Source organism: Martinezella calliandrae, from assembly GCF_030272695.1.
Lineage (GTDB): Bacteria > Pseudomonadota > Alphaproteobacteria > Rhizobiales > Rhizobiaceae > Rhizobium > Rhizobium calliandrae.
Genome location: NZ_JARFYN010000127.1, coordinates 1 through 2893 on the forward strand (window position 1 = coordinate 1; position 2893 = coordinate 2893).

2 protein-coding genes and 1 pseudogene are annotated in these 2893 nt (G+C 58.3%); 1 reads left to right on the forward strand and 2 read right to left on the reverse strand.

Going from position 1 to position 2893, the window contains the following annotated elements; genetic code table 11:
• Window positions 1-365 (forward strand): annotated as a pseudogene (locus PY650_RS36195) (IS66 family transposase); the annotation flags it as partial.
• Here the strand turns inward: PY650_RS36195 and PY650_RS36200 are convergent.
• Window positions 336-2402: a recombinase family protein gene (locus PY650_RS36200; protein ID WP_285884892.1), complete on the reverse strand. Its 2067-nt coding sequence runs from the start codon at window positions 2400-2402 to the stop codon at window positions 336-338. The pseudogene PY650_RS36195 and the gene PY650_RS36200 sit on opposite strands and share 30 nt — an antisense overlap.
• A complete protein-coding gene (locus PY650_RS36205) occupies window positions 2395-2574 on the reverse strand; it encodes a hypothetical protein (protein ID WP_285884894.1) in 180 nt (59 codons plus the stop codon). Before PY650_RS36205 ends, PY650_RS36200 begins: the two co-directional genes overlap by 8 nt.
• Between the last annotated feature and the right edge of the window lie 319 nt (window positions 2575-2893).

Genomic DNA, 2893 nt, shown 5'->3' on the forward strand with positions numbered 1-2893 from the left:
CGAACGACAGTTCCAAGGTGGCAACGGCGACAATCGAAAAGATGGGCGCACTTTGGTCGATTGAGGAAAAGGTGCGCGGACAAAGCCCCGATGTTCGCGCAGCCGCCCGCCAGGAGGCCTCCGCTGCAGTCGTTGCCGATCTCTACAAACTCTGGCAGGACACGCTGCCCCGCATCTCTGGAAAATCAAAGCTCGCCGAAGCAATTCGCTATGCCCTTCATCGACGGGAAGCCTTCGAACAGTTCCTCCATGACGGGCGCATCGAAATAGACTCCAACATTGTTGAGCGTGCAATCAGACCCCAGGCGATGTCTGATTCATTGTACGCTTCCTTCTCAAGTATTTGGAAACATTGGGATTTGATTTTGCGTTTCGAGGTGACACGGGCCACCGTTACGCCCCATCGCACGAACGACGGCGTCGGAGCGAAGATCGGCGGCGAGGATTTGATAGGGAGCGCCGGGCACGACCTGTTCTGCGGGCAGGATTTTAGCCTCGATCAAGGGCCGGATCCGATGACTTGTGACCCCGCAGTGTTGCGCCGCCTCGCGCAGAGTGAGCCACGTGCCGTCCTTCTCCGCCGAACGATAGGCATGGATATCGCGCACGCGCCGTATGGAACTCACGCGCTTGGCTGTCCAAGTCTTCCCTTGCGCCGTCGGCATCCGCATTCTGTTCAGCGTGGCGGCGATATCCTCGTCAGACCATCGAGCGGCCATGCTGGTAATCACGGCAATGGCGTCGTCGGACGTGCGGCATTCATGTTCTCCGGAGGTCGGTTTATGCAGTCGAACCTCCGAGTGCTGACCGCCCTTCCAATGGATGATCAGAACAATCTCACGGGCAACGTCATCGATATTGGCCGTGATCTCGTTGACGAGCGACCGAAGCAACTGCTGGCGGGTGCGCATCGTCACTTGCGGACTGGCCCAAGCCGCTTGCAGATCGTCGGCGAGGCCGGCAAAATCGGGAACGGTCTTACCAGCGTTGGTGGCCTTTGTGGCGCTCAGCCGCGCTTCGCACTCTTGAACGCGGCGTAGGGTCGCCTCCCAGTTCTTCTCGAGCGTCGCGGCGATCAAGCGATTGTCTGGATCGCAGGCTGCGTAACGGCGCTCGGCTAAAGAGGCATCATAACGGGCTTGCTGAAGTTCCAGCTCGATCATTCGCTGTTGCTCTGCCTGACCTTCCATGTACGTCCTCTCCGCCGTAAGCGCCGCTTCGACCGCCATGGGCTCGACGGCACGGATGAGCTCAGAAGCGATCACTCTATCGGTACGTTGCCCCGCAAAACTCATACAGCGCGTCGAGTTGTAGACATCCGCGCCGAAGCATTGGTAGATGGGGTAAGGATAGCGCCCCCTATACCCAACCTTCAAGCGGCGTCCGCATCGACCGCAAGCCATTAATCCAATCAGTAAGGATCGCCCACCTCTACCGGACTTCGGCCCACCCCGACGGCCGAAATCGTTGAGGGAAATCTGCTTCTGGTTGCGTTCGTACTCGGACCAATCGATGTAGCCCTCATGGTGGCCCTTTAGAAGAATCTCGCAATCGCTGAGGGCGCGAGGATGTTTATAGGTTTTGTGGGCGCGTCCGTCGATGATCTCAGTGCGTTTCTCAGTCTTACCGTAGGCATAGGCTCCCGCATAAAATGGGTTCTTCAAAACCGAGATGACGTTACGATAGCGGATTGGCGTCCAATCAAACGACACTGACCGCTTACCGTCGGATGGGCGGGGGAAGTGAACCCGCTCCGCGCTGAGAGCGCGGTAGACCTGGCGACCACTTCCCAGTTGGCGAAAGCGCTCGAATATTTGACGAACGGCTTCTTGAACCCGAAGGTCAGGGTCAAAACCGAGGCCAACTTCCCGGTGCCAGATGTAGCCGATTGGCACCGGAATACGCAGTTCGCCGCGACGCGCCTTGGATCGGGCTGCATCGAGCATCCTTGATCGCAAGATACCAAGTTCAAACTCGCTAATGCTGCCCTTCATTCCCAGAAGCAGCCTATCGTTCGGGCGGCAAGGGTTGTACACGCCTTCAAGATCAATGACCCTTGCCTCAACCAGCCCGCAGAGCTCAAGTAAATGATGCCAATCACGCCCATTGCGAGCCAAACGCGACGCATCCAGGCAGAGAACGGCGCCCACATTGCCGGCACATAGCCCAGCGACGAGTTTATCAAATCCTGGGCGAGCGACCGTTCCGCTTGCGGAACGGCCAAGGTCATCATCGATAACTTCAACGTCTCGGAATCCGCGCCGGCGGGCTTCATCGACCAGCTCATACTGCCGCCGCTGGCTCTCAAGGTTGTTTTGGACCTGGGCTTGCGTCGATTGGCGAACATAAACCACGGCCTTGCGCTTCAATATCGAAGGCGGCAAAATATCGACGTCAGTCATTGCCGCTCTCCACCGTTATCGCGCCGGCGGCCTCCATGAGAAGCCGCGCCAACCTTATGGTGACCGCGCTTCGTTCGATGGCTTTGATCCCCTTCAGCTCCGGCGGGTCCAACAAGATGCAGAGCTGGCGCGGCGGGCGGGGCGTTAACATCAGGTCGAATGACTTCCTCATGACGGTCCTCCTGGACGACGGTGCTGTCGTCTGAAGAACTTCGCCTGAGTCTATGCCCTTCAAGCAAGCGACATAGATCTGCGAGGCCCTCAATGTTTACGTGAGGCTCCCCGATCTGCATGACCGCACAAATTATCGGATCGAAGATCCAAGCCGGCAAGCAAAGCGCCACCCCAGGCGCCACTTCGGCGACGATCGTCTCCATACCCCGCCGCGTCTCATCATAAAACCGCCGCACACGACGCCCGTAAAGCGCGTGCCAGCGATAATGGACTACGAGCTCTTGCTCGATATGGGCAGAATGTCCGCCCGACTGCAA